Source organism: Mycobacterium sp. NGS40 (assembly GCF_059812735.1).
Map to the genome: position 1 here is coordinate 1 of NZ_JCALDG010000005.1, position 21,470 is coordinate 21,470.

A 21,470-nucleotide genomic window follows, 5' to 3' on the forward strand; every position below is an offset into this window, starting at 1 on the left:
ACCTTGAGGATTTCGTCATCGGAAAGCTCCCTGGCCTCCTTGCCGGAGACTTCCTCGGTCTGGATAGCGGCCAGCAACATGCGCAGGGTCGCGGTCCGCAACTTATCCTGGGCCTTCATCGCCCCGGTGAGGTCCGCCCGAAGCCGGGCTTTGAGTTCCGCCATGCCCAGAGACGCTACGCGCCCGGACTGTGCAGGCCAGCGGTGGCGGGACCGGACACTGGGCAAGATTGAGAAAAGCCCCGACCGCCGACAGGATGGACCCCATGACGAACCACGACGGCTGCCGGACACGGTGAGCTCGCTTCCGCCTGGCTATCCGGCCGGCCCGCCGCCTGCAGGGCCCACACCCGGCGCCTTTCCGCCGGGGCCGCCCGCGCGCAGCGGTCCACCGCCCGGGTACGGGGCACAGCCCGCTTACGGGCCGCCTGGCTACGGACCGGGCTACACCCCACCACCCGGTTACACCCCACCACCCGGTTACGGCCCACCGCCTGGCTACGGACCGGGCTACGGCCCACCTCCCGGTTATGGGCCCCCGCCCGGCTACGGCCCACCTCCCGGTTACGGGCCCCCAACCGGCTACGGGCCACCACCCGGCTACGGCGCGCCGCCCGGCTACGGATCGCCCCAGCTGGCGCCGGGAGGCATCAAACCCGGGATCATCCCGCTGCGCCCGCTGAGCCTCAGCGACATCTTCAACGGCGCGGTCGGCTACATCCGCACCAACCCGAAGGCCACGCTGGGGTTGACCGCCATCGTCGTTGTGGTCATGCAGATCATTTCGCTGGTCGCGACCGTGGGGCCCATTGCCGCGTTCGGCGGGATCACCGACGACCGATCGGCAGAAATGAACTGGGGAGTGGTCGGCGCGTGGTTCGGCTCGATGGGTGTCGGCGTGCTGGTCACCTGGCTGGGCAGCATGCTGCTGTCCGGAATGCTCACCGTCATCGTCGGGCGGGCGGTGTTCGGATCGTCGATCACGATCGGCGAGACGTGGGCCAAGATCCGTGGGCGGCTGCTCCCGTTGCTCGGCCTGGCGCTGCTGGAATTCGCCGTCGTGGCCGCACTGTTCGGGCTCGCCGCCGTGATCATCGCGCTGATCGCGGCGATCGGCAACGGGGCCGCGGCGGTGCTGATCGGTATCCCGATGTTCTTGGCCCTGATCGCGTTGATGATGTACCTGTACATGGTCGTGCTGTTCGCGCCGGTGCTGATCGTGCTGGAGCGGCTGCCGGTCCTCGATGCGATCACCAGATCCTTTGCGCTGCTTCGTAATGGCTTCTGGCGGGTGCTGGGCATCCGGGTGCTGACGTTCATCGTGGCCGGTGTCGTCTCCGGGGCGATCAGCGCACCGTTCAGCATCGTCGGGCAGGTGATGCTGGCCGGAATGCCGTCCACGGGACTTCTGCTGCTGGGCACCATGATCACGTCGATCGGATCGGCGATCGGCCAGATCATCACGGCGCCGTTCAACGCCGGCGTCATCGTGCTGCTCTACACCGACCGCCGCATCCGCGCCGAGGCATTCGATCTGGTACTGCAATCCGGTGCGGCGAGCGGACCGTACGCAGCCGCCTCGACCGACCACCTCTGGCTGACCCGGCCATTAGCGGGCTGAGCGAGAACCACAGTGCCTTCTATCGACATCGACCGTGATGCCGCTCACCAGGCCGCAGCCGACGAGCTCAGCAAGCCGATCTATACCAAGGCGTCCGCGACCCAGCAGCTCATGGATTGGATCAACGAGTTGCTGTACCGGCTGTTACAGAAGACCTCCTCGCTACCCGGCGGCTGGTTGACCACCGCGGTGCTGCTCACCCTGCTGGCCATCGCAATCGTGGTTGCCATCCACACCGCGCGACGCACCATGCGCAGCAGGCGCCGCGGTGACTACCAACTATTCGAAGCCGCTCAGCTGACCGCGGCTCAGCATCGTGCGACGGCGGAAAGCTATGCGGCGGAAGGGAATTGGACCGCCGCCATTCGACACCGGTTGCGAGCCATCGCGCGCCAACTCGAAGAGACCGGGGTGCTGAATCCGGCGCCTGGGCGCACCGCCAACGAGCTGGCCCGAGACGCAGGCGAGGTGTTGCCTCACCTGACCGGTGAATTGCCGCAAGCGGCAACGGCGTTCAACGACGTCACGTACGGGGAGGTGCCGGGCACCCAGTCCGCATATCAGATGATCGCCGACCTCGACGACCATTTGCGGATGCGGGCTCCGGCCACCCCATCCACGTCCGGGCAGTACACCCCGGCCGAATCATGGGCTCAGGTGCGGTGATGGCCACCACCGCATCTCAACCCGCAACGGCGAGCACCGGCCGATGGCGGTCGTGGCGCGGCGTCATCCTCATATTGGTTGTGCTGGCAGCCATCGCCTGGCTCGGTGCCTACCTGACCGCGCCGCGACCGGGTGCCCGTCTGGACGCGGAGTCGACCGGAACCGACGGCGCCCACGCGTTGGTCACCCTGCTGCGCGACGGCGGTGTCGACGTCGTGGTGGCCGACAACCTCGCCGACGTCGAACACGCGGCCCGTCCCGACACGCAAATCCTGTTGGCGCAGAGCCAATTCCTCTCCGAAGACATGCTGGACCGGCTGGCCAAGGCACCCGGGGATCTGCTCCTGGTCGAACCAACGGCGCGGACCCGCGAGGCCCTGCTGCCCGGCGTGCGCATCTCGGGCGCCAGTTCTTTTGACAGCAATCCGGACTGCACGCTGCGCGAGGCCGCTCGGGCCGGATCGGTTCGTTTCGGCCCCGCCGACACATTCGACGTCAAAGACACCCGGGTGATCACCCGCTGTTACGACGGTGTGCTGATTCGTTTCCGGGACAACGGCCGAACCATCACCGCGGTCGGAAGCAGCGACTTCATGACCAACCAAGCCCTGACGCAGGCGGGCAATGCCGCGCTGGCGATGAATCTCGCGGGCGACCGGCCCCGCTTGATCTGGTACGCCCCGCACCATACCGAAGATGAAACAAATTCCGCCACATCGATTTTCGACCTGATCCCGGACAACGTTAACTGGATCGTCTGGCAACTGTGGGTCGTCGTGCTGTTGTTCGCGCTGTGGAAGGCCCGACGGCCCGGCCCGCTGGTGGCCGAGGACCTGCCCGTCGTGGTGCGCGCCTCGGAGACCGTGGAGGGCCGCGGCCGGCTGTACCGATCCCGGCGGGCACGCGATCGCGCCGCCGCCGCGCTGCGCACCGCGACGCTGCAGCGGCTGCTGCCCCGGCTCGGCCTGGGTACCGGCGCCCCGGCACAGGCGGTGGTGATGACCGTCGCCCAACGCACCGGGATCGACCCGGGATTCGTCTCCTACCACCTGTTCGGCCCGCCGCCGGGCACCGACAACGACTTGCTCCAACTCTCCCGTGCGCTCGACGACATCGAAAGGCAGGTCACCCACTCGTGACACAGTCCCCTTCCGCCCCACCAGCCGCTACGGCACAATCCCCACTCGCGGACTCGGCGCGCGACGCACTGCTGGCGTTGCGCGGCGAACTTGCCAAGGCCGTCGTCGGACAGGAAGGGGTGATCAGTGGCCTGGTGATCGCGCTACTGTGTCGCGGGCATGTGTTGCTGGAAGGTGTTCCGGGCGTGGCGAAGACACTGCTCGTCCGGGCGCTGTCCGCGGCATTGCAACTGGAATTCAAGCGAGTGCAGTTCACCCCCGACCTGATGCCCGGTGACGTCACCGGCTCACTGGTGTACGACGCGCGCACCGCCGAGTTCGCGTTCCGACAGGGCCCGGTGTTCACCAATCTGCTGCTGGCAGACGAGATCAACCGCACCCCACCCAAGACGCAGGCCGCGCTACTCGAGGCCATGGAGGAACGGCAGGTCAGCGTGGACGGCGAAGCTCGGCCGCTGCCAGACCCTTTCATCGTCGCCGCCACCCAGAACCCCATCGAATACGAGGGCACGTATCAGTTGCCGGAAGCGCAGCTCGACCGCTTCCTGCTCAAGCTGAATGTGACGCTGCCGTCTCGTGATTCCGAAATCGCCATCCTGGGCCGGCACGCGCACGGCTTCGATCCCCGCGATCTGTCCGCGATCAAACCGGTCGCCGGGCCCGCCGAACTGGCTGCGGGACGGCAAGCGGTGCAACAGGTTCTGATCGCCGACGAGGTACTGGGATACATCGTCGACATCGTTGGAGCGACCCGCTCCTCCCCTGCCTTGCAACTGGGCGTGTCACCGCGTGGCGCGACGGCCCTGCTGGGCACCGCGCGCTCCTGGGCGTGGCTGTCGGGCCGAAACTACGTCACTCCCGACGACGTGAAGGCGATGGCCCGCCCGACGCTGCGGCACCGGGTGATGCTGCGCCCCGAAGCCGAACTCGAGGGCGCGACGCCTGACGGAGTGCTCGACGGCATCCTGGCATCGGTCCCGGTGCCGCGCTAGTGATTCTGACCGGGCGCACCGGCCTGGTGGCGCTGATCTGCATCATCCCGATCGCGCTCTCTCCCTGGCCGGCAAAGGTTTTCGAGGTGCTGTTGGCAACGCTGGCGGTCGCCGTGGTTGTCGATATCGCGCTCGCCGCGAGTACCCGCAAACTGCGTTATGTCCGTTCGCCGAACTGTTCGGTACGGCTTGGTCAACCGGTGGACATCAGGCTGGAGATCCACAACGACGGCTCCCGCCGTTTCCGCGGCCAGATCCGCGATGCCTGGCCTCCCAGCGCGCGCGCCGAACCGCGCATTCACGCGGTCAAGATCGCCGCCGGGAATGTCCAGCAGGTCCAGACGCACCTGCGACCGGTCCGCCGGGGCGACCAGCGCGCGGCGGCGGTCACCGCCCGGTCGATCGGCCCGCTGGGATTGGCCGGACGGCAGGGTTCACAGCCGGTGCCCGGTCAGGTCCGGGTGCTGCCGCCGTTCCTGTCCCGAAAGCACCTGCCGTCGCGACTGGCCAAACTGCGCGAGATCGACGGATTGCTGCCGACGCTGATCCGCGGCCAGGGAACCGAATTCGACTCGCTGCGTGAGTATGTCGTCGGCGACGACGTGCGGTCCATCGACTGGCGCGCTTCGGCGCGGCGCTCCGACGTGATGGTCCGCACCTGGCGGCCCGAACGTGACAGGCGGGTGGTGATCGTGCTCGACACCGGGCGCATGGCGGCGGGCCGCGTGGGTGTGGATCCGACCGCGTCCGACCCCGCGGGCTGGCCCCGGCTGGACTGGTCGATGGACGCCGCCTTGTTGCTGGCGGCGCTCGCATCGCGGGCCGGCGATCATGTCGACTTCCTCGCTCACGACCGGTTGACTCGGGCCGGGGTGTTCGGCGCATCGCGTACCGAGCTGCTCGCCCAGCTGGTCGAGGCGATGGCCCCGCTGCAGCCCACACTGGTCGAATCCGACTGGCGTGCAATGGTTGCCGCGATAGCACGGCGTACCCGGCGGCGGTCGCTGGTGGTGCTACTGACCGACCTTAACGCCACCGCTCTGGACGAGGGACTGCTGCCGGTGCTACCGCAGCTGTCGTCCAAGCACCATCTGCTGGTCGCCGCGGTCTCCGATCCTCGGGTGGACCAAATGGCGGCCGGGCGTTCGGATGCGGCGGCGGTCTACGACGCGGCGGCCGCCGAACGGTCCCGCAACGACCGCCGTGCGATCGCGACACGCCTGCGCCAAAGCGGGGTGGAAGTCGTCGATGCGCCACCCGACGAATTGGCGCCCGCGCTGGCCGACCGTTACTTGGCGATGAAAGCGACTGGGCGGCTATAAGTTTCAGGCAGCGGGAACCACGTCGGGCGCATCGTCGATATCGCCGGTCTCCCCGGCCTGCACCGCGCGGCGCCCGAAGTAGATGACGTAGGTCAAGAACGCCGCCTCGGCGAGGACCCCGATGGCGATACGAATAAACGTCGGCAAGGGTGACGGCGTCACCATGGCTTCGATCAGCCCGGACACCAGCAGCACGCCGACGAGCCCAATCGCTACCGACACCACGGCCCGGCCCTGCTCGGCGAGCACCTGTCCGCGGGGCCGATCTCCGGGTGATATCACCGACCATCCCAGGCGCATCCCCGCTGCCCCGGACAGGAACACGGCGGTCAGCTCCAGCAGCCCGTGCGGGAGCAGCAAACCCAACAGGATGCCGCCCTTGCCGGCCTGAAACATCAGCCCCGCGATCAAACCCAGGTTGGCGGCATTCTGGAACAGCACGAACGGAATCGGCAGGCCCAGCAACACCGAAAACGCGATGCACTGGGCAGAGACCCAGGAGTTGTTCACCCAGACATGCAGGGCGAACGCCGCGGCAGGATGTTCGCTGTAGTACTCGGCGATGTCGTGGTTGACCAAATGGTCGATGTCGCTGGGTGTTCCGACCGCGGCCTGTACATCGGGATTGTTCGCCACCCATACCGCGATGATCACCGCGACGCCGAAGAAGGCCACCGCGGTGGCCAACCACCACCGCCAGGCACGGTATGCGGTCACCGGGAAGGACACCGTCCAGAACCTGGTGAACGTGCTGGTCAGCGGCGCATGGGCGCCGGTGACCGCGGAACGGGCACGCGCGATCAGGCTGGACAGTCGACCGATCATCAGCGAATCCGAGGACGCCGACCGCAGCATCGACAGATGGGTGGACACTCGCTGGTAAAGCTCGACGAGTTCGTCGACCTCCGCGCCCGTCAGTGACCTGCGCCGCTTGATCAACTGGTCAAGCCGGTCCCAAGTGGGGCGATGGGTCAGCACGAATGCGTCGACGTCCACCTTTGGCAGCCTAATCGGTTTTTCGGGGTCACCGACGACAGCCGGTCGCACCCGGCGAACCTGTACCGTTCGGTGTTATGTCGGAGGTGGTGACCGGGGACGCCGTGGTGCTGGACGTGCAGATCGCCCAGCTGCCGGTGCGAGCCCTGAGCGCGCTGATCGACATCACGGTGATCTTCCTCCTGTACGTCGTCGGGCTGATGCTCTGGGCGGCGACGCTGACCCAATTCGACGGCGCGCTCAGCGGGGCCATCCTGATCATCTTCACGGTGCTGGTGATGGTCGGCTATCCGATGGCATTCGAAACGGCCACCAGGGGACGCTCGGTAGGCAAGATCATCATGGGCTTGCGCGTGGTGTCCGACGACGGCGGCCCGGAACGCTTCCGGCAGGCCCTTTTTCGCGCGCTGGCATCGGTGGTGGAAATCTGGATGCTCGCCGGGAGCCCGGCCGTGATCTGCAGCATTTTCTCGTCGAAGGCCAAGCGCGTCGGGGACATCTTCGCCGGCACGGTCGTCGTCAGTGAACGCGGGCCACGATTGGGGCCGCCCCCGATGATGCCTCCGTCGCTGGCGTGGTGGGCGTCGTCGCTGCAGTTGTCGAATCTCGATGCCGGCCAGGCCGAAGTCGCGCGCCAATTCCTTTCCCGCGCACACCAACTCGACCCTGCGCTGCGCATGCAGATGTCCTACCGAATCGCCGGCGATGTGGTCTCCCGGATCGCACCGCCGCCGCCGCCCGGCACTGCGCCCGAGCAGATCCTGGCCGCTGTCCTGGCCGAACGCCACCGTCGCGAGCTGGCGCGGTTGCGCACGGCCATGCCACCGGCCCCACCGCCGGGACCCTGGACTGCCGGGCCGCAATTCCACGCTCCGCCCGGGTGGCCCGCCGCACCGCCGGCAGCCATGCCGCAGCCGGCACCGGTCCCGTGGCCACAGCCGGCAGCACCGCAGCCGACGCCGCCGCAGCAGGAACAGCAAACGGGCGGCTTCGCGCCGCCGCGCTAGTCACCTCGCGACTAGCGCGCGACAGAGGCCGCCATCAGCGCCACATCGGCGACCAATAACGCCCATCCGAGCAGCGGCACCGCGATGCCGCCGCGGCGTTTGGCCGTGAAAAACGTGATCAGGATGACGACGAAGGCCACCAGCGGCGCCCCGTAAAAGGCCACGCCGAAATCAATTCCGCCGCCCAGGTTGGGGCAGCTGCGGCCGGTGCATCCGTCGTTACTCATCGCGGCGCCGAGCGCGAAGAGCATGACGATCGCGGCGGCGGGCACCGTCGACAGCGCCAAACCCCAGTTCACCCACGGCCACACGGGCCGGTCCTGGCCGTCGTCGTGGCGCCCCGGTGCCCTGCGATGCGTGTCGCTGAACGTCGGGTTCTCTGCGTTCATCCCGAAGTCCGTACCCGTCGCCCATCCGGGACAAACGAAACCTCGCAACGAGTCTTTTCCGCAGTTCAGCGCCGCAAAATATCGCTTCGATCCGAAGCTGCCCGGAATCCGTCGTTGCATCGCGATCGTTTGCGATATATCGTGATATTCCGAAGCGCACAGACAGTGCGCAACCCGAAAACATTGAGGACTAGACAATGAGCAACCCATTCACTCCCCCTGAGGGACCATTCCCGGGTCATCCCGGCACTGGATTCGGCTTCGGCCCCGGCCACGGCCACGGCCGTGAGCAGCGACGTGCGCTACACGGCACACGGCGACAGGCCCGGCGGGAATTCTTCGAAACCCTCCGCGACCAGGCCGGCGATCAGGGCTTCGGCCCCGGTTTCGGCCCGGGCTTCGGCCCCGGCTTCGGGCCGGGCTTTGGCCCCGGGTTCGGTTTCGGGCCCGGCGGACGACGCGGCGGCTGGCGTCGCGGCGGCCACAACCGCGGCAAACGCGGTGATGTGCGGGCGGCCATCCTGGCACTGCTCGCCGAGCGGCCGATGCACGGCTACGAGATGATCCAGCAGATCGCCGAACGCAGCAATGGAATCTGGAAGCCCAGCCCTGGCTCGGTGTACCCGACGCTGCAACTGCTCGACGACGAGGGCCTGATCACCGCGAGCCAAACCGACGGCAGCAAGAAGCTTTTCGAGCTGACCGAAGAAGGGCGCGCGGCCGCCGAGAAGGTCGAGACCCCGCCGTGGGACGAGATCGCCGAAGGCGCCGACCCCGGCCAGATGAACCTGCGGTCGGCCATCGGCCAGCTGTTCGGGGCGGTCGCGCAATCCGCGCACACCGCCACCGCCGAACAGCAGCAGCGCATCATCGAGATTCTGAACAACGCGCGCCGCGAGGTCTACGGCATCCTCGGCGAGGACTGACCTTGCGCTGGCAAGTGCCCGTCGGCCATTCGCCGACGGGCACTTCGCTACGACACGTCGACCCAATCCAGCGTGCGCTGCACCGCCTTACGCCAGCCCGCATATCCCTGCGCGCGCTGATCGTCGTCCCAAGCCGGCGTCCACCGCTTGTCTTCCTGCCAGTTGGCCCGCAGGTCGGAGGGGTCGGCCCAGAACCCGACGGCCAACCCGGCCGCATACGCGGCACCCAACGCGGTGGTCTCGGCGACCACCGGCCGCACCACGTCCACGCCCAGCACGTCGGCCTGGATCTGCATGCACAGCTCGTTGCCGGTGATGCCGCCGTCGACCTTCAGCACCTCAAGGCGCACACCGGAATCCGCTGCCATCGCGTCCACCACGTCGCGGCTCTGATAGCAGATCGCCTCGAGCGTCGCGCGGGCCAGATGCGCGTTGGTGTTGTACCGCGACAGCCCGACGATCACACCGCGCGCATCGGAACGCCAGTACGGGGCGAACAACCCGGAGAACGCCGGGACGAAGTACACCCCGCCATTGTCCGGCACCGCGCGGGCCAGCCATTCGCTTTGCGCGGCACCGCTGATGATGCCGAGCTGATCGCGCAGCCACTGCACCGCCGAGCCGGTGACCGCGATCGAGCCCTCCAGCGCGTAGACGGGCTTGGCGTCCCCGAACTGGTAACAGACCGTGGTCAGCAGCCCGTTGTCGGAGCGCACGATGGTCTCGCCGGTATTGAGCAGCAGGAAATTGCCGGTGCCATAGGTGTTTTTCGCCTCTCCCGCGGACAGACACACCTGCCCGACCATCGCGGCGTGCTGGTCACCCAGCACGCCGGTGATCGGCACCTCGGCGGCGAGCGGCCCATCCGCGGTCGTGACGCCGTAGGGCTGCGTGGGTGACGACGACGCGATCGCCGGCAGCATCGCGCGCGGAATCGAGAAGAACGACAACAGCTCGTCGTCCCAGTCCAGCGTTTCCAGGTCCATCAGCATGGTCCGGCTGGCATTGGTCACGTCGGTGACGTGCACCCCGCCCCGCACACCGCCGGTCAGATTCCACAACACCCAGGTGTCCGGGGTGCCGAACAAGGCGTCACCGTTTTCTGCCGCCGCGCGCACGCCATCGACGTTCTCCAGGATCCACTGCAGCTTCCCGCCGGAGAAATAGGTGGCCGGCGGCAGGCCGGCCTTTCGGCGGATCACGTCGCCGCGCCCGTCGCGCTGCAACGCCGACGCGATCCGGTCGGTACGGGTGTCCTGCCAGACGATCGCGTTGTAATACGGCCGGCCGGTGCGCCGATTCCACACCAGAGTCGTCTCGCGTTGGTTTGTAATTCCCAGCGCGGCAATGTCTTTCGTTGAGAACTTCGAGGTATTGAGCACCGACATCAATACCGAGGAGGTACGTTCCCAGATCTCGATCGGATTGTGCTCGACCCAGCCGGCCTGCGGCAGGATTTGCTCATGCTCGAGCTGATGACGTGCGACCTCGGCGCCGTCGTGATCGAAAATCATGCAGCGGGTACTGGTGGTGCCTTGATCGATAGCTGCGACGAACTCGGCCACCTGTCTCCTTCGTCGTGAACTGCGACACGTTCCTGCCATCGTCCATGATGGAGGACCGGCCCACCAGATCTGCAGCTAACCGACCCGATTCGCGATTGGTGGGCGCACCCGCGCCGGCGCAATCCGCCGCCGAGGAGTCCGGTCGCCCTTGCGCTACCGCCGGTAACCCTGTTCCATCGGCGATGTGGGCGAAGAGGTCAAGCGCACCACGTACGACCGCGCCCACGCGCGGGAGTACCGGCGCAAGGTGCAGCTGTGTCTCGACGTCTTCGAGACGATGCTCGCCCAGTCACGCTTCGACTCCGACCGTCCGCTTACCGGCATGGAGATCGAATGCAATCTCGTCGATGCCGACTATCAGCCCGCCATGTCGAACCGGCCGGTGCTCGATGCCATCGCAGATCCGGCCTACCAGAAGGAATTAGGCGCCTACAACATCGAATTCAACGTGCCTCCCCGCCCGCTGCCGGGACACACCGGATTGGACTTGGAGGCAGAAGTGCGGGCCAGCCTCAACGACGCGCAGACCAAGGCCGGTGCCGAGGGCACCCGCATAGTGATGATCGGCATCCTGCCGACGCTGATGCCCGAGCATCTGTCGCGCGACGGCTGGATGAGCGATTCGAGGCGGTACGCCGCGCTCAACGACTCGATCTTCAGTGCGCGCGGTGAGGACATTCCGATACATATCTCCGGCCCGGAGCCGCTGAGTTGGGAATCGGTGACCATTGCTCCCGAATCCGCTTGCACCAGCATGCAATTGCACTTGCAGGTGGCTCCCGACGACTTCGCCCCGAACTGGAACGCGGCGCAGGTGATGGCCGGCCCGCAGCTGGCGCTCGGCGCCAACTCGCCCTACTTCTTCGGTCATCAGCTGTGGTCGGAGACCCGTATCGAGGTGTTCGCGCAGTCCACCGACACCCGGCCCGAGGAACTCAAGACTCAAGGGGTGCGGCCGCGAGTGTGGTTCGGCGAGCGCTGGATCAGCTCGATCCTCGAGCTGTTCAAGGAGAACATCCGTTACTTTCCGTCCCTGCTGCCCGAATTGTCCGACGAGGATCCGGCCGCCGAGATCGCCGCGGGCCGCATCCCCCGGCTTTCCGAACTTCGCCTGCACAACGGCACCGTGTACCGATGGAACCGGCCGGTGTACGACGTGGTCGACGGGCGCCCACACCTGCGGCTGGAGAACAGGGTGTTGCCGGCCGGGCCCACCGTCATAGACATGCTGGCCAACTCCGCGTTCTTCTACGGCACGCTGCGCACCTTGTCCGAGGAAGAGCACCCGCTGTGGGCGAAGATGAGTTTCGCTGCGGCGCATCACAATTTTCTCGAAGCGGCCCGCCACGGGATGGACACCGTGCTGCATTGGCCCGGGCTCGGTGAGGTGGCGGCGACCAAGTTGGTACTGGACACGCTGCTACCGATCGCCGACGAAGGACTGCGCCGGTGGGGGGTAGACGTCGAGGTGCGCGACCGTTTCCTCGGCGTCGTCGAGGGCCGGGCCAAGGCCGGCCGCAACGGGGCCAGCTGGCAGGTGGCAACGGTGCGCGCGCTGCAGGACTCCGGCATGACGCGGCGCGCGGCGCTGGCCGAGATGCTGCGCCGGTATTGCGACCACATGCACGCCAACGAACCGGTCCACACCTGGCCCTGCTGACCGCGGGTAGGTTGGATTCATGGCAACCGACGAGGTCATGGACTGGGACAGCGCTTATCGGGAGCAGGGCGAGTTCGCGGGGCCTCCGCCGTGGAATATCGGTGAGCCACAGCCCGAATTGGCCGCATTGATCGCGGCCGGGAAATTCCACAGCGACGTGCTGGACGCCGGTTGCGGCGTCGCCGAGCTGTCGTTGACGCTGGCCGCCCAGGGCTACACGGTGGTGGGCATCGACCTCACGCCTACCGCTGTCGCGGCGGCCACCAAGGCCGCCGAGGAACGCGGCTTGCGCACCGCCAGCTTCGTCCAGGCCGACATCACCTCGTTCACCGACTACCCGCCCGGCTCCGAGGGCCGGTTCGCGACGATCGCCGACAGCACGCTGTTTCACTCGCTGCCGGTTGAGGGCCGCGACGACTACCTGCGTTCGGTGCACCGCGCGGCCGCCCCGGGCGCCAACTATTACGTGCTCGTGTTCGCCAAGGGTGCCTTCCCTGCCGAGATGGACGAGAAGCCCAACGAGGTGGACGAGGACGAGTTGCGCGCCGCGGTGAGCAAATACTGGGAGATCGACGAGATTCGGCCCGCCTACATCCACGCGAACATCCACGCCATGCCCGACGCGCCGTTCCAGTTCCCGCCGCACGACCGCGACGAAAAGGGACGGACGAAGCTTCCCGCTTATCTGCTGACGGCGCACAAGGCAGGCTGATTCAGGTCACGGCCCCATAATGGCCAGACCCCAGTCCAGGTGGCCCTGCCATACGCCGGCGATCCGCCCGCCCTGCACCGCGGGTTTCGGATCACCGATCGGACCGCCGGCTGCACGAATCGCGGTGACGGTGGCGTCCAGGTCGGGCGACCAAAGCGCGAGCCCGATCAGCGCCGGCTCGCCGCCCGCGGCAACCACCTCGATGAAGCCTTCGCCGACCCGGTAGAACGCCATCTCGGGACCTTGGGCACCCCGCGGGTGGAACCGTCGACGCGGCGGCGCACCGAGCACCGCGGTGAGAGCGGTGATGGCAGCCTCCAATTCGCGCACCGTGTAGACGATGTGGTCGACGTGAGTGACACCGCAAGGGTGCACCGCGCCGGTCACCGGCGGGTGGACCGCCGTCGGCACCCCGAGGGCGTCGGGCTGCGCGCAGATTTCGTCGAACCCCCAGCCCCGCTCGACCGTTAGCGCACAGCCCACCCGTCCGATCCGGATCGTGCCGTCATTCACAACGAATCCCAGTGCACTCCAGGAACTTTCGTCACCAGGTACGCCGAGCCAGGTCAGGGTGGACATCGCGGCTTCCGTCACGTCGCCGTTGCGGCGGTCGCGGCGATCAGCGCTTCGGCGAAGCGTTCCAGATCGTCGGCGGTAGTGTCGGCGTGTGGCGAGATCCGCAGCCGCGGCGCGGTCATCTCCAGTGGCGCCCGTTGCACACCGGCGAAGGTGGTCAGGATTCGCCGCTCGGCGAGCAACCAGTCCCGCACGGTCTGCGGGTCGGCGCCTTCGACCGGCGCCAAAGTAGTGATGGCGCTGGGCTCTTCGACCTCTTCGAGCACCGCCCACCCCGGTACGTCAGCCAGCGTCGTGCGGCTGATGCCGCCGAGTTCGGCCAGTCGCGCGCGCACCGCATCGGGACCGAACGCCAGATACTCACCCAACGCCACCGAAACACCCACTCGCGCAGCAATATTGGCTTCGCCGAACTCGAGCTGCTGGGCCACCGAGAATGACCCAGACCACTGCGGGGCGGCCAGTCGGGGATGGAGCCGCCGCATCACGTCGGGCTCCACCGCCAGGAAGCCCACCCCGCGTGGACCCGCGATCCATTTGCGCGACGAGGAATAGGTGACGTCGGCGCCGACCGCGCAGTCGACCTGGCCCAGCGCCTGGGCGGCGTCGACGACCAGCGGCAGCCCCAACTCGCGACACAATTTCGCGATCATCGAAATCGGTTGCACGACACCGCTATGGCTGGCGACCGGGGTTAGGTGGACGAAATCGGGCGGGTCGTCGCCGAGGGCGTAGGCCGCGTCGTCGAGCGCGAGGCGGCCATCCTCGAGGACCGGCAACAACTGCCGGTCGAATCCGTGGGCAGCCATCACGGCGAGGTTGGGACCGTATTCGCCCGGCAGGCAGGCCAGCCGCCGGCGCTCGGCGGGCCAGCTGCCCAGCAGCAGATCCAGCGCATGCAGCGATCCCGTCGTGTAGACCACCTCGGCGTCGGTCATCCCGGCCAGGGCGGCGAACGCGGCACGCCCGGCGTCGAGCGTCGGTGTCGCGGCCTGCGCCGCGACATATCCACCGACCTCCGCCTCGTGGCGGGCGTGCTGCGCGGCGGCGTCGATGGCCGCGTAACTCTGGCGCGAGCAGGCGGCACTGTCCAGGTGTAAACCGGCTACGGGCGGGCGGGCCTCCCGCCATCGGTCGGCCAGCGACCCGCCATCGCTCACTTGACCGCTAACGACAACCCGAAATCGCCTGCGGCGTCGGTCCACCAGCGGACGCGACGCAGTCCGGCGCCGGCCAACTCGGCGCTCACGCCACCCGGGTGGAACTTGCTCGACACCTCGGTCAGCATCTCCTCGCCGGCGGCGAACTCGACGGTCAGGTCCAGGGCGCCGACCCGGACCGTCTGCGGCCGGTCGGTCCGCAGCCACATCTCGACGCGCTCCTCGTCGGCGTTCCAGCGCGCCACGTGCCGGAAGGCCTCGACGTCGAAATCGGCGTCGAGTTCGCGGTTGACGACCTCGAGCACATTGCGATTGAACCGGGCCGTCACCCCGGCGGAATCGTCGTAGGCGCGCAACAACCGACCGATGTCCTTGACTAGGTCGGTGCCCAGCAGCAGGGTGTCGTCGGGCTGCATCACGTCGGCGAGGGACTTGAGGAATTCCGCCCGCGGCCCGGGCGTGAGGTTGCCGATCGTCGACCCGAGAAACACGAACAGGCGCCGACCGCCGCGCGGAATCTCGCCGAGGTGCTCCTCGAAATCGCCGCAGACAGCTTTGATTTCGACACCCGCATACTCCCGCTGGATGGCGGCCGCCGCGGTCGACAAGATCGTCGAGTCGACGTCGAACGGTACGAAACGGCGCAGCGATCCGCGGCCGTGCAGCGCGTCCAGCAAAAGGCGCGTCTTCTCCGAGGTGCCACTGCCGAGTTCGACCAGGGTGTCGGCCGCGCTGGCCGAGGCGATCTCGGCGGCCCGGCCGCGCAGGATCTCCGCCTCGGCCCGAGTCGGGTAATACTCCGGCAAGCGGGTGATCTGGTCGAAGAGATCACTACCGACCGAATCGTAAAACCACTTGGGCGGCAAGCTCTTCGGCGTGCGCTGCAGACCGTCGAGCGCGTCGCGGCGCAATGCGTGGTACGCCGAGTCGGCGGCGAGATGGTTGGACAACGTCAGTGTCATCAAAATCCTTTCGGCTCGTCCAGCGGGGTCATCGTTACGCCTTTAGTGCTCACTTCGACAAGGTGGTGGTCGGGTACGTCCTCCCATTCGGAGTCGTCGTTGTAGGGTTCGCTGGCCAGCACCACACCGTCGTCGCGGCGCAGGATGGACAGGGTGTCCCTCCAGGCGGTAGCCAGCAGGCGAGACCCATTGGCGGCCAAGACGTTCAGCCGGGCGTTGGGATCGAGAGTCCCGATCTGCGCGATGGTCTCGCCGAGCACCTCGAGCCCCAGCGAGAATATGGTGGCTGCCAACATCGCACTGTCGCAGACGGATTCGGCTGTCGCGGTCAAGGGCAGGACGCCGCGATCGACGACACCGTTGTGCGACAGCAGCCACTGTCCGTCGGTGAAAGGTGCCGTCGCGCTGACGTCCAGCGGCATGCCGACGGTCGCCGAACGGACCGCGGCCACCACGCAGCCGCTGCGCAGCGCGGGCGCGACCGATTCCAGTGACGTGTCGCCCCACAGCGGGGCGGTGCTGCGCCAGCGCCGCGGCACACCGTCTGCTGGAGTGCCGCCGGACGAACGATCGAAAAACCCGACGCCCCAACCGTCGGCGTTCATCAAGCCGTGCTTCTGCCGGCGCGGGGAATACGACTGCACGCGCAGGCCGAAGGGCGGATCGAGAATCAGCGAGGAGACGCTGACGTCGGCGCCGAGCCAGCCGAGGTGACGACACATCAGGCGCAGTCCCCCGCGTCGGGGACATCCCAGGCCAGGCGGACGCCGGAGAAGATCTGACGACGGATCGGGTGGTCCCAGTTGCGGAAACTCGGCCGCAGGATCGCGGATTCGACGGCCCACGATCCGCCGCGCAGAATCCGGTAGTCGCCGTCGAAGAACGGCTGGGAGTAGCGGTCGTAGATCATCGGGACGAAGCCGGGCCAGGGCCGCAACGGTGAACTGGTCCACTCCCAGACGTCACCCAGCATCTGCTCGACGCCATACGCCGACGCGCCGGCGGGGTACGCGCCGACCGGGGCCGGCCGCAGCGCGGCGCCGCCGAGGTTGGCGAACTCCGGCGACGGGTCCTGCGCTCCCCAGGGGTAGCGACGCCGGGACTCGGTGACGGGGTCCCACGCGCAAGCCTTCTCCCATTCCATTTCGGTGGGCAGCCGCGCGCCCGCCCAGGCCGCGTATGCCTCGGCCTCGAAGTAGGTGATGTGCTGCACGGGTTCGTCGGCCGGAATGTCTTCGATGTAGCCGAAGCGGGTGCGGGTGCGACCGTCGGGCCCCCAGAATTGCGGCGCGCCGAGCCCCGCGCCGCAGCGGTGCTCCCAGCCGCGGTCCGACCACCAGCGCCGGTCCCGGTAGCCGCCGTCGTCGATGAACTGCTGCCATTCGCCGTTGGTGACCGGGACCCGGCCGATGCGGAACGCCGGCAGATCGATGATGTGGGCGGGGCGCTCGTTGTCCAGCGAGAACGGCTCGCTGGTGGCGTCCACGCCCAGCACGAACGGGCCACCGGGCACCAGCACCGACGTCCCGGCCAGGCCCGTCCTGCCCCCGGGCAGGACGGCGGGGTCACGCAGCAGCGCGGCGCCGGTGCGCAGGTTCAACGCCTGCAGCATCGTCTCGTCGTGCTGGTTTTCGTGGCTGGCCACCATCGCGTAGACGAAGGCCGCGCGGTCTGCGGCGGGGTCGTCAGGCAATGCGTCCAGCGCATCCAGCGCGGCGGAACGCACTGTGCGGCAATAAGATCGGGCTTGGTCGGGAGATAGGAGCGGCAAATCGACGCGACTGGCGCGGGAGTGTTCGAAGGCGTCGTAGAGACCTTCGACCGACGGATCCAGCATCCCCGGGCGGCTCGGGTCACCGCCGCGCAGCAGCCACAGTTCCTCCTGCTGACCGATGTGCGCGAGGTCCCACACCAGTGGGCTCATCAACGGGTCGTACTGACGCCACAGTTCGGCGTCGTCGAAATCGACCAACCGCAGCGTGCGCGTGCGCGCCCGCTCCAGATCGTCGGCGATCCGTTGTCGCGGAGTCACAGCCCCCCTTGCGCCAACTGCGACACCGTGGCCGCGATGCCGTGGTCGATTACCTGGTCGGAGAAGTCGTCGCCGGGACATCGGCCCCGCTCGACGTTGCGGATCAGCCGGTCCATCGCGTCGGTGAGCTCGGGCGGCGCCTTCGCGGCCGCGATGGCCACACAGGCGATGGCGGCCTCGTACAGGCGCCGGTCGCTCAACCCGAGCCGCGCTGCGTTGTCCCACGCGGTGGCCACGGGTTCGACCGCCGCGGCGGCGGCGTCGGCCGCGACCGGGTCGTCGAGCAGCGCGGCCAGCGTGAACGCGATCGCGGGCCAGTGGGCGTCCGGTGCGCTGTCGAGGTAGCGGATCTCCAGCCATTGCCTGGGACGCACTGGCGGGAACAGCGTGGTCAGGTGATAGTCGAGATCGGCGAGGGTGGGCCGACGATCGCAGAGCCGCGCCGAGCCGTCCGCCCAATCGGCGAAGGACACGTAGTGGGTGAGCGCTCGGAAGTCCGGGACTTCCGGGTTGTGCACCATCATCACCGGTGCCTTCAGTGCGTAGCGCGCCCAGTCGGTGCCGGGGTCGTCCCCGCTGGCGCCCAGGATGGGCCCGCAGCGCGCGGAGTCCATCTGGCCCCACACCCACTGCCGGGTGGACACCCACCCGGAGAAGTCGCCGCCCAGCATCGGGGAGTTGGCGGCGATCGCGATCATCGTGGGGCCCAGCGCGTGCGCCAGCCGGATCCGCGCCGCCCAGCCCGCCTGCGGGCCGGCGTCCAGGTTGATCTGGACCGAGGCCGTCGACGTCATCATCGCCGCGCCCGCGTCGGCGGAGTTGCTCGCGGCGAAGAACTCCTCCATTGCGCGATAACGCGCGCCCGGGTTGACCCGCCCGGGTGCCCGCAGCGGGTCGGCACCCAGAAAGACCAGTCCCAGCCCGGCATTGGCGAAGGCCTTGCGCAGCACGGCCTGGTCGTTGCTCATCGCTTCGATGGCGCCGACGACGCCGTCCTCGGGCGGCCCGGACAGTTCGACCGCGCCACCGGGCTCGACGGTCACCGCACTGCCGCCGGGCAGTGGCGGTAGCTGGTCGATGACCTCGGTGATCTCGTCCCAGCTCGGCCGCCGGTAGGGATCGACCGGGTCGATGCAATGCGCTTCCATCTCCAGCCCGACGCGCCCCAGCGGGCCGTCGATCAAACAGCCATCGGCGATGTACTGGGCGGCTTCCTCGGAACTGGTCAATTCGGAGTCGGCCGGGCGGGCGGCATCTAGCTGCGAGGCCGCGGCGGTGATAGCGGCGAGCGTCATATCACGATCCCTCCGGGCCCGACCACGCCGGAACATCACCGGGCCGAGCGCCAAGTTGGGCAGCTATCCGAACGATAGCCGCCGTCTCTTCATCTTCCAGATCGCCCCGACATATTCCCGTTCCCGCAGGTTCTCGCCGCACGGCTTACCTGCATACCCACTTCACCGATTATTGCCCCAGCGCGTTTTGCATCGCCCCGGCCAGCACATTGACCGCGGGCCCCGCGTTGCCAGACTGGCAAACCTTCGCCTGCAGCAACACATTTTCACGCAGCCGGGTTTGATTGAAGCAGCGACGATCGGTGCCCGCTTCTTGCTTGGTCCAGTTCGCGTCGGTCGCGGTGGCCGGTGCGCCGGCAAACGACCACACCTGCGTCTGCCCGTTGTCCAGGTGCATCGTGGTGGTCTGGCCGGAGCAGCCCCCGGTGCGGTCCACCAGCCGATGGAATGCCCGGCCTGCGGCATCGTTGGTGGCGAACACGCCGACGGCCTGCTTGACGAGATGGGTCTGATCGTTGGCCGACGTCTGCGACGTGGCCCCGTTGAAGGACGCCAGGTCGGGATCGTCGTACACGTCGGGCAGTCCGATGTCGGCCCAGTTGTTGCAGTCGGCCAAGTCGACGAAGAAGCCCTGCACCGGCGCGGTGAACACCGCTTCCCACCCCATCGGCCCGCCGACGATGTTGCCCACCGACCCTTTGCCCAGGACCGCATACGACACCACCCCGGGATCGGATGGATGAGCCGCCGCGACGGGCACACCCGAAGCCGCCCCCAAGCCCAGACCGACGCTTACCGCCACAGCGGAGATCCGCATCATGAATCTCGATCATGCCAGGGCGGCGGCCCGTGCCGAACAGGGCGCCTGATGGCGCCACAACTATTGAGCCCGAACGCCCTCCTCGACCTTTTTGCCGAGATCGGGGTCGACGTTGCGCCAGTACTCGAAGACCCGGGACAGCACCGGTTCTTTGACACCCTTGGATACGTGCCCAATGATGTTGTGGGCCAAGCGATCCCGGGCCGCGTCGTCCAGAACTTCGCGGACCATGGTGCCGGCCTGCGAGAAGTCGTCGTCCTCGGCGCGCAGCGTGTATGCGGCGCGGATCATCTCGCCGTCTGCCTGCCAACGCACCTCGGCAGCGCGCTGCGGGTCCGCTTGCGGGCCGCCGTAGGAGTTGGGCGCATATACCGGATCCGACACGTTCTTCATCCGCATCGCGCCGTCTTTGGAGTAGCTGTTGACCTCCACCTTCGGCTCGTTGACCGGGATCTGCCGGTAGTTGGCCCCCAACCGGGCGCGATGCGCGTCGGAGTAGGAGAAGCCGCGGGCCTGCAGCATCTTGTCCGGACTGAGACCGGTGCCGGGCACGGTGTTGTTGGGCTCGAACGCGGCCTGCTCGATCTCGGTGTGGTAGTCGGTGACGTTGCGGTTCAACGTCATCTTGCCGACGTCGATCAGCGGGTAGTCGCCGTGCGGCCATACCTTCGTGAGGTCGAACGGGTTGATCCGGTAGGTCTTGGCCTCCTCGTACGGCATGATCTGCATCTTCAGCGTCCAGCTCGGGAAGTTGCCACTCTCGATCGAGTCGTAGAGGTCCCGCTGGTGGTAATCGCCGTCCTCACCGGCCAATTGGTCGGCGTCCTCTTGGGTCAGGAACTCGATGCCCTGATCGGTGATGAAGTGATACTTCACCCAGAAGATCTCACCGCCGGCGTTGATCCAGCTGTAGGTGTGGCTGCTGTAGCCGTTCATATTGCGCCACGTCTTGGGGATTCCCCGATCGCCCATCAACCAGGTCACCTGGTGCGCGGATTCCGGCGACAGGCTCCAGAAGTCCCACTGCATGTTGTGGTCACGCAAATTCGTTGCCTGCATCCGCTTTTGGGAACGGATGAAGTGCTGGAACTTCATCGGGTCGCGCATGAAGAACACGGGCGTGTTGTTGCCGACCATGTCGAAATTGCCCTCGGTCGTGTAGAACTTCAGCGCGAAGCCGCGCGGGTCGCGCCAGGTGTCTGGGCTGCCGCGTTCGCCGGCCACGGTCGAAAACCTGCCCAGCATCTCGGTTTTGGTGCCGGGCTGGAATACCGCGGCCCGGGTGTACTGGCTGACATCATTGGTCACCTCGAAATGACCGAAGGCGCCACCACCCTTGGCGTGCGGCTGACGCTCCGGGATGCGTTCCCGATTGAACTGCGCCATCTGCTCGATCAGGTAGTGGTCCTGCAGCAGGATCGGACCGTCGGGACCGACCGTCAACGACTGGTCGTCACTGGGCGCGGCAATGCCCGCATCGGTCGTGGTGAAGCGCTCCGTCATCTCGCCATCTCCTCGCTAAGTGGACTGAATCCGAGGGCCGTGCGACGTGTACCCATCCAGTGTGAACCCAAATCGGTGGCAAGCGCGTTCAGGGCAGGAAACGGCCCGGCATCTCTTCGCGGGACGCC

General features: G+C 67.5%; 21 protein-coding genes. 9 read left to right on the forward strand and 12 right to left on the reverse strand.

Annotated features, from left to right (window positions below):
* A partial coding sequence (locus tag AC5Y5O_RS09390; protein ID WP_500025121.1) for a GatB/YqeY domain-containing protein occupies positions 1–164 on the reverse strand: 164 nt, incomplete at its 3' end.
* Between AC5Y5O_RS09390 and AC5Y5O_RS09395 the strand changes: the two genes are divergently transcribed.
* The 5 genes from AC5Y5O_RS09395 to AC5Y5O_RS09415 are packed head-to-tail and all read left to right on the forward strand — an operon-like array spanning position 163 to position 5,739.
* Complete coding sequence (locus tag AC5Y5O_RS09395) at positions 163–1,620, forward strand: DUF7847 domain-containing protein (RefSeq protein WP_500024818.1); 1,458 nt, start codon at positions 163–165, stop codon at positions 1,618–1,620. The genes AC5Y5O_RS09390 and AC5Y5O_RS09395 overlap by 2 nt on opposite strands.
* 12 nt (positions 1,621–1,632) lie before the next feature.
* The gene (locus tag AC5Y5O_RS09400) at positions 1,633–2,286 is read left to right on the forward strand and encodes a DUF4129 domain-containing protein (RefSeq protein ID WP_096290421.1); all 654 of its coding nucleotides are present in this window, start codon (positions 1,633–1,635) and stop codon (positions 2,284–2,286) included.
* The gene (locus AC5Y5O_RS09405; protein WP_096290422.1) at positions 2,286–3,425 is read left to right on the forward strand and encodes a DUF4350 domain-containing protein; all 1,140 of its coding nucleotides are present in this window, start codon (positions 2,286–2,288) and stop codon (positions 3,423–3,425) included. The genes AC5Y5O_RS09400 and AC5Y5O_RS09405 overlap by 1 nt, the downstream gene beginning before the upstream one ends.
* Positions 3,422–4,417: an AAA family ATPase gene (locus AC5Y5O_RS09410; RefSeq protein WP_096290423.1), complete on the forward strand. Its 996-nt coding sequence runs from the start codon at positions 3,422–3,424 to the stop codon at positions 4,415–4,417. The genes AC5Y5O_RS09405 and AC5Y5O_RS09410 overlap by 4 nt, the downstream gene beginning before the upstream one ends.
* Positions 4,417–5,739: a DUF58 domain-containing protein gene (locus AC5Y5O_RS09415; protein ID WP_096290424.1), complete on the forward strand. Its 1,323-nt coding sequence runs from the start codon at positions 4,417–4,419 to the stop codon at positions 5,737–5,739. Before AC5Y5O_RS09410 ends, AC5Y5O_RS09415 begins: the two co-directional genes overlap by 1 nt.
* 3 nt (positions 5,740–5,742) lie before the next feature.
* On the opposite strand, the gene AC5Y5O_RS09420 is transcribed toward AC5Y5O_RS09415, so the two are convergent.
* Positions 5,743–6,735 (reverse strand): stage II sporulation protein M, encoded by a 993-nt coding sequence (locus AC5Y5O_RS09420; RefSeq protein WP_096290425.1) that lies wholly within the window; start codon positions 6,733–6,735, stop codon positions 5,743–5,745.
* A 77-nt stretch (positions 6,736–6,812) separates the two neighbouring features.
* Here AC5Y5O_RS09420 and AC5Y5O_RS09425 point away from each other — a divergent pair, with 77 nt between their 5' ends.
* Positions 6,813–7,742, forward strand: a complete 930-nt coding sequence (locus tag AC5Y5O_RS09425; protein ID WP_096290426.1) for an RDD family protein — start codon at positions 6,813–6,815, stop codon at positions 7,740–7,742.
* A gap of 11 nt (positions 7,743–7,753) precedes the next feature.
* Here AC5Y5O_RS09425 and AC5Y5O_RS09430 read toward each other — a convergent pair whose 3' ends face one another.
* A complete protein-coding gene (locus tag AC5Y5O_RS09430) occupies positions 7,754–8,131 on the reverse strand; it encodes a hypothetical protein (RefSeq protein WP_341477113.1) in 378 nt (125 codons plus the stop codon).
* A 197-nt stretch (positions 8,132–8,328) separates the two neighbouring features.
* Between AC5Y5O_RS09430 and AC5Y5O_RS09435 the strand changes: the two genes are divergently transcribed.
* Positions 8,329–9,057 (forward strand): PadR family transcriptional regulator, encoded by a 729-nt coding sequence (locus tag AC5Y5O_RS09435; RefSeq protein ID WP_096290427.1) that lies wholly within the window; start codon positions 8,329–8,331, stop codon positions 9,055–9,057.
* Between the two features lie 47 nt (positions 9,058–9,104).
* Here the strand turns inward: AC5Y5O_RS09435 and glpK are convergent, their stop codons facing one another.
* Complete coding sequence (glpK, locus tag AC5Y5O_RS09440) at positions 9,105–10,661, reverse strand: glycerol kinase GlpK (RefSeq protein ID WP_096290428.1); 1,557 nt, start codon at positions 10,659–10,661, stop codon at positions 9,105–9,107.
* A gap of 145 nt (positions 10,662–10,806) precedes the next feature.
* Here glpK and AC5Y5O_RS09445 point away from each other — a divergent pair, with 145 nt between their 5' ends.
* Both AC5Y5O_RS09445 and AC5Y5O_RS09450 read left to right on the forward strand, forming a co-directional pair.
* Positions 10,807–12,282 carry a glutamate-cysteine ligase family protein gene (locus tag AC5Y5O_RS09445; RefSeq protein WP_096290429.1) on the forward strand — a complete coding sequence of 492 codons (1,476 nt, stop codon included), beginning with the start codon at positions 10,807–10,809 and terminating at the stop codon, positions 12,280–12,282.
* A gap of 19 nt (positions 12,283–12,301) precedes the next feature.
* Entirely contained in the window at positions 12,302–12,994 is a 693-nt protein-coding gene (locus AC5Y5O_RS09450; protein ID WP_096290430.1) for a class I SAM-dependent methyltransferase, read from the forward strand.
* A gap of 6 nt (positions 12,995–13,000) precedes the next feature.
* On the opposite strand, the gene AC5Y5O_RS09455 is transcribed toward AC5Y5O_RS09450, so the two are convergent.
* The 8 genes from AC5Y5O_RS09455 to AC5Y5O_RS09490 all read right to left on the reverse strand — a co-directional run bounded on the left by AC5Y5O_RS09455 (position 13,001) and on the right by AC5Y5O_RS09490 (position 21,342).
* Positions 13,001–13,573 (reverse strand): VOC family protein, encoded by a 573-nt coding sequence (locus AC5Y5O_RS09455; RefSeq protein ID WP_133160890.1) that lies wholly within the window; start codon positions 13,571–13,573, stop codon positions 13,001–13,003.
* Between the two features lie 11 nt (positions 13,574–13,584).
* Positions 13,585–14,730 (reverse strand): ergothioneine biosynthesis PLP-dependent enzyme EgtE, encoded by a 1,146-nt coding sequence (egtE, locus tag AC5Y5O_RS09460; protein WP_096290432.1) that lies wholly within the window; start codon positions 14,728–14,730, stop codon positions 13,585–13,587.
* Complete coding sequence (gene egtD, locus AC5Y5O_RS09465) at positions 14,727–15,692, reverse strand: L-histidine N(alpha)-methyltransferase (RefSeq protein ID WP_096290433.1); 966 nt, start codon at positions 15,690–15,692, stop codon at positions 14,727–14,729. The genes egtE and egtD overlap by 4 nt, the downstream gene beginning before the upstream one ends.
* Positions 15,692–16,414 carry an ergothioneine biosynthesis protein EgtC gene (gene egtC / locus AC5Y5O_RS09470; protein ID WP_096290434.1) on the reverse strand — a complete coding sequence of 241 codons (723 nt, stop codon included), beginning with the start codon at positions 16,412–16,414 and terminating at the stop codon, positions 15,692–15,694. Before egtC ends, egtD begins: the two co-directional genes overlap by 1 nt.
* Entirely contained in the window at positions 16,414–17,724 is a 1,311-nt protein-coding gene (gene egtB / locus AC5Y5O_RS09475; protein WP_096290435.1) for an ergothioneine biosynthesis protein EgtB, read from the reverse strand. Before egtB ends, egtC begins: the two co-directional genes overlap by 1 nt.
* The gene (egtA, locus tag AC5Y5O_RS09480; RefSeq protein ID WP_500024825.1) at positions 17,721–19,019 is read right to left on the reverse strand and encodes an ergothioneine biosynthesis glutamate--cysteine ligase EgtA; all 1,299 of its coding nucleotides are present in this window, start codon (positions 19,017–19,019) and stop codon (positions 17,721–17,723) included. Before egtA ends, egtB begins: the two co-directional genes overlap by 4 nt.
* Positions 19,020–19,188: 169 nt before the next feature.
* The gene (locus AC5Y5O_RS09485) at positions 19,189–19,836 is read right to left on the reverse strand and encodes a sensor domain-containing protein (RefSeq protein WP_096291423.1); all 648 of its coding nucleotides are present in this window, start codon (positions 19,834–19,836) and stop codon (positions 19,189–19,191) included.
* Positions 19,837–19,899: 63 nt separating this feature from the next.
* Complete coding sequence (locus AC5Y5O_RS09490; RefSeq protein WP_096290437.1) at positions 19,900–21,342, reverse strand: catalase; 1,443 nt, start codon at positions 21,340–21,342, stop codon at positions 19,900–19,902.
* Positions 21,343–21,470 lie beyond the last annotated feature (128 nt).